Below are 5016 nucleotides of genomic sequence, written 5' to 3'. Positions count from 1 at the left end.
GCCGGATAATGCGTCCACGGGCCGATCAGCCAGAGCAGTCAGATGTGTGGATTCCAGCGCGAGCCTGACCATGCGTTCGTCCTCACCTGACCACTGTTTCAGCCAGGTCTGGTGTGGGTACCGTCCTTGCCGAACTAGTTGGTTCACTGTCAGTCCCTCTGGAGCAGAAGGGCCTTGCGGCAGAATGGACATACGTCTTGAAATTTCCTTGGTAGGCAACTTCGCAATCTCCTCGCCATCCAGCAGCACCGAGCCTGAACTGGACTTCAGCAGTCGCGCCATCGTTCGCAGCAAGGTGGACTTTCCGCAACCGTTGCTGCCAATCAGGACAGTAGTTTTCCCCTTGGGAATAGTCAGGTTCAGATTCTCAATAATAGGCTCTGCGCCATAGGCGATCGTAAGGTCCTTGGCTTCCAGAATACTCACAGCATTCTCCTCCTCAAAACTGATTTCGATTCTTGAACAACAGATACAGGAAAAACGGTGCTCCTACCCCGGCGGTAAATACCCCTGCCGGAACATCGAGCGGCAGAAATACTGTACGGGCAATAAGATCAGCAGCAAATACAAGCAGGGCACCGACCAGTCCCGAAACGATGAGCATGCTGCCAAACATACGCCCTACCAGCTTCCGGGCAATATGCGGCGCAATCAGACCGACAAAACCAATCGTCCCCGCGACAGCTACAGCACCCCCGGCCAGCAGTACACTGCACAGTAGCAGTGCTGAACGATGACGCTGTACAGTGACCCCCAGCCCGGTGGCTAGATCATCCCCGAATTCCTGTGCGTTCAGACTACGGGCAAACCAGATCGCCAACGGAAGCACGATTACAATCACCGGGATGATCGTTCTGACATCGGTCCACGATGCGCCATACACACTCCCCGTCAGCCAGATATACGCCTGACCAGCCGTATAGAATGGACTAAGAATCAGCATGAAGGTCGTCCCGGCCCCCGTAATGGCTGACACTCCGATTCCGATCAACACCAGTCGAATCGGGCTTACTCCTTTTTTCCAGGCAAGAAGATATATGATGATTGTGGTAATCATCGCGCCCATAATGGCAAACAGCGGCAACAGCTTGATACTGATGGTTCCACCCAGCAGGGTGACAAAACCTACAGCGGCAACGGCAGCTCCTCCCGTTATCCCGATCACATCCGGTGAAGCGAGCGGATTACGAATAATCCCCTGCAATAGGGCACCGGACATGCCTAGTGCTGCACCAACAAGCAACGATAACAGCACACGCGGCAGCCTTAGCGTCAACACGACAAAGTCATGATCGCCTGCGCCCAGACCGAAAATCGTCTGCAGCACATTCAGCGGAGATATGAAATCATTACCCACACCAGTTCCTAGAATGGATGCAATCAATACCAAAACCATACAGATTCCGATGATGAACAGCGATTTGCGCTCCATTTGCAAGGATAACGTATCTTTCTTATTGCGAAAAGTAATCATCTTCCTCATATCTTCGTCCCCCCCTTGCGGGCAATATAGACGAAGAAGGGACCACCAATGAGCGCTGTCATAACGCCAAGCGGAACTTCCTGCGGCATGATGATCAGCCGTGCAACAACATCCGCCGCCAATAACAAAATGGCGCCGCCCAGAATGCAGTAGGGAACAAGCCAGCGGTAGTCGTTGCCAACAAACGCCCGCATGATATGCGGTACAACTAATCCTACCAGACCAATTGAACCGGCCACCGCAACAGAACCACCGGCTAGCAATACCGTAACGACTCCCATAAGCAGCTTAACCAGTAGCACGTTCTGTCCCATGCCTTTGGCGATATCATCACCGGTCAGTAGCAGATTGATCGCCCGGCCCATAAACAGGGATACTACAGTGGCAACCGTCATATATGGCAGTACAGGATACAGCATGTCGAGTGTCCGACCGCTCACTGAACCTGCAAGCCAGAACAACACGTCCTGTAGTCCCGTTCCATCCAGCACCAGGATTGCCTGCGTGAACGAAGCAAAAAGTGCAGAGATGGCGGTACCCGCCAGCACAATCTTGATGGGAGTCAGACCATCACGACCGATGGACCCAAGCGCGTACACAATCACTGTTGCAATGGTTGCCCCGGCAAAACCAAACCACATCATCGTACTGAGCGAGGACACCGACAGCACCACGATGGCAATAACGATAAAAAAGATGGCGCCCGCATTGATCCCAAACACACTTGGTGAAGCGAGCGGATTACAAGTTAGCGCTTGCATGAGTCCTCCCGCCACCGCCAAACTTGCACCAACAACAGCGGCAATAATTGTGCGTGGTAAACGTTCTGTCAGAAGTACGACATGCTCCACTGAGCTTTCGTCATAGTGTTGTAGTGCATCCACTGCAATTTGAAATGTTATGTGTGTGCGTCCCAGTATCATGCTGGCTACACAGGCGAGTAATAGTAAAATGAATAAGCCGGATAGTCCATACATCTTCGTACTTGCCTTCGTAAAAAGGGGAAACATATTCTCACTCTTTCATTCGTGAAATGCAAAAAGACCTGCCTGCCCATACACTTCGTATACGATGTCCTGGTGCATGGCAGGTCTTGCTCCCATTAATTCAGATTGAACTGCTTGTATAGGTCGTCCAGCATCATGTTGGCCGATGTGTATCCGCCTCCCATGTTCCAGGCCACTTCATCAACCTGTACCAGCTGGTTATTCTTTACCGCATCGAGATTTTTCCAGAGCGGACTGCTGGTCCAATCCTTATAATTTTTCTCAATAGCTTCTGTTTCCGTACCTGAATTGAAGTTGAAGATCATATCTGCGTTCATATCCGGGATGTTCTCTTTCGAAGTCAACTCCACACCCCAGGTGTCTTCATCATGTCCAGGCGGTCTGGTAAATCCAAGCTCTTTCAAAATTTTCCCGGCGTATCCCATATAGAAAATGCGAACCTGATCGGCTCTGAAATTCGTAATAGTCGCTTCAATGGGTAGACGGTCACCCATTTTGTCTTTGAAATCCGCTACCCTTGCATCCCAATCGGCAAGCAACTTGTCCGACTGTTCCTTCATATTCATCGCTTCACCAGCCGTCTTTACCGTCTCTTTCCAGTCAAACAACGTCTCGGTAACTACCGTTGGAGCAATCTGGGACAGTTGATCATAGATATCCTCATGTCTTGTTTTGGTGGCAATGATTAGATCCGGCTTCAACTTGTTGATCTCTTCCAGATTCGGCTGTGATTCCTGACCTACCTGCGTCACGCCATCCAGATCCGCTTTCAAATATTTATATACGGGTTGCTGAACCCAGGATTCCACAACACCCGTTGGCTTCACACCAAGTGCAACAACAACATCATTGGCACCCTGGAACAAGGTTACAATCCTCTTCGGAGTTCCCTTAATTGTCGTTTCACCCATAGCATGTTTGATAACTCTGGTCTGCTCGTCTGCACCACTGCCTACTGTATTGCTCTTATTACCACTTGCAGACTTGCTTGAAGGGTCAGTTGTCCCGCTAGTTCCACCCGAGGCACAACCAGCCAGCACCGATATCATCAGAATAAGTGCTATATAAATATGTAGCTTTTTTGTCAATCCAAACATGTAGTTCAACTCCCCCTTCTCATCCTAATTGATATTAAAAATCATTATCAATTGTATTGTAATTCAGTTGAGTACATTGTTCAAGCATATTGATACTGCTGTGGAAGAACTCCCCGTGCCTCTAGTTTCATGTTGAAAATCTCCTTGTACAGTAAAGGCTTGGATGAATACAAAATGCTCAGTATACAAAAAGGTGTAACCCTCCATAGTTGTTGGGTTACACCTTTATAAGTAATTCATGACCTGTCTTCAACAGACAGCGATCGCAGACAAACATACCAATTAAGGTGTATGTCTGCCTACATATTGATAAGTACCTTTCGGGTATGCAATCCACTCATCCTGCTGATTAAAAACGGGTGAGCCACATGATATACCTTGTCTACGAACAAATGTCCCACCTTGAGGAAACAATTGATTCTGCGAATGAGGCTCTCCAATCACATCTACCACAGTTTCATGATATTTCAGTACATATGCGACCGTATTAAATTCACTTGGGTTATAGAAATGACCCTCTTGATTAAAATAGGCAACATTCGTGACATCCATGAAATCGTAAAAGATGCTGTTTATGATCAGATACGGAATTACTGGATTAACCGGATATAGCGCTATGCTGGATACGTTCATACGGTTCTTGTTTTTCATGAATTGGTGAACCTCCAGCTCATATCCTTCGATTTTATGAGAGAAGTCACATTCTCGGTTGTAAAACAATTGCAGCACGATGCGACCGTCTCCACCATCGACATATTGTGAAAAAAACAAAAGAAATGCCTCCTGTGGTTCCTGATGAACCTGAAATATAGCCGCTCTGCCAGCAACTCCTACGACCTACTTAAGCTGGACTCTTAAAAAATTCTCGAGGGGACAGGAGTCTCCTTGGTGCTGCAAAGCATACCGTTTATGGTGTATGAGTGCCGACATATTGATAGGTCCCTTTCGGAAACGCATTCCACTCATCTGGCTGATTATAGGCAGACGATCCGTAGGATATTCCTGGCTTGCGGACGAACGTTCCTCCTTGCGGTGCAAACTGCTCATGCGAATTTGGATTTCCTAATACATCTACCACTTGTCCTTGGTATTTTAAAACATATGCAACGGTATTAAATTCGCTCGGGTTGTAGAAATCGCCCTCATCATTGAAATACCAAGCATTCGTAATATCCATGAAATCATAAAAGATACTGTCGATGATTATATATGGCATGGCAGGATAAAGCGGATTAATCGGTAAAGTGGTAACTTTCATTTGGTTTGTTTTCTTCATCCATTGATGAAACTCAAGTGAGTAACCGTCTGCCCGATGGGAAGGGTCTCCATTCCCGTTATAATGCAATTGCAAAACAATTCTTCCATCCCCGCCATCCACATATTGCGAGAAATATACTGCAGGCGCTTGCTGTGGTTCCTGTTGGACCTG

General features: G+C 47.8%; 5 protein-coding genes and 1 pseudogene. All 6 read right to left on the bottom strand.

Annotation, left to right across the window (positions count from 1 at the left end; genetic code table 11):
- On the bottom strand, positions 1–426 hold a 426-nt coding region (locus GRP75_RS19120), incomplete at its 3' end, for an ATP-binding cassette domain-containing protein (protein WP_160790067.1).
- 13 nt (positions 427–439) lie between these two features.
- Positions 440–1483 carry a FecCD family ABC transporter permease gene (locus GRP75_RS19115; protein WP_160790066.1) on the bottom strand — a complete coding sequence of 348 codons (1044 nt, stop codon included), beginning with the start codon at positions 1481–1483 and terminating at the stop codon, positions 440–442.
- Positions 1480–2493: a FecCD family ABC transporter permease gene (locus GRP75_RS19110; protein ID WP_160790065.1), complete on the bottom strand. Its 1014-nt coding sequence runs from the start codon at positions 2491–2493 to the stop codon at positions 1480–1482. Before GRP75_RS19110 ends, GRP75_RS19115 begins: the two co-directional genes overlap by 4 nt.
- Positions 2494–2585: 92 nt before the next feature.
- Positions 2586–3587: an ABC transporter substrate-binding protein gene (locus GRP75_RS19105; protein ID WP_160790064.1), complete on the bottom strand. Its 1002-nt coding sequence runs from the start codon at positions 3585–3587 to the stop codon at positions 2586–2588.
- A 282-nt stretch (positions 3588–3869) separates the two neighbouring features.
- Complete coding sequence (locus tag GRP75_RS19100; RefSeq protein WP_069081283.1) at positions 3870–4358, bottom strand: RTX toxin; 489 nt, start codon at positions 4356–4358, stop codon at positions 3870–3872.
- A 136-nt stretch (positions 4359–4494) separates the two neighbouring features.
- Positions 4495–5016, bottom strand: a pseudogene (locus GRP75_RS19095) (Ig-like domain-containing protein); the annotation flags it as partial.

Source organism: Paenibacillus sp. OT2-17 (assembly GCF_009827695.1).
GTDB lineage: Bacteria > Bacillota > Bacilli > Paenibacillales > Paenibacillaceae > Paenibacillus > Paenibacillus polymyxa_B.
The sequence above is the reverse complement of the archived record's forward strand: the minus strand, read 5'-3'. Positions and strand labels throughout refer to the sequence as shown.

Bases quoted from the DNA above. Each gene is read 5' to 3' on its own strand.
- GRP75_RS19115 (WP_160790066.1), bottom strand. From the start codon at position 1,483: ATGAGGAAGATGATTACTTTTCGCAATAAGAAAGATACGTTATCCTTG.
- GRP75_RS19110 (WP_160790065.1), bottom strand. From the start codon at position 2,493: ATGTTTCCCCTTTTTACGAAGGCAAGTACGAAGATGTATGGACTATCC.
- GRP75_RS19105 (WP_160790064.1), bottom strand. From the start codon at position 3,587: ATGTTTGGATTGACAAAAAAGCTACATATTTATATAGCACTTATTCTG.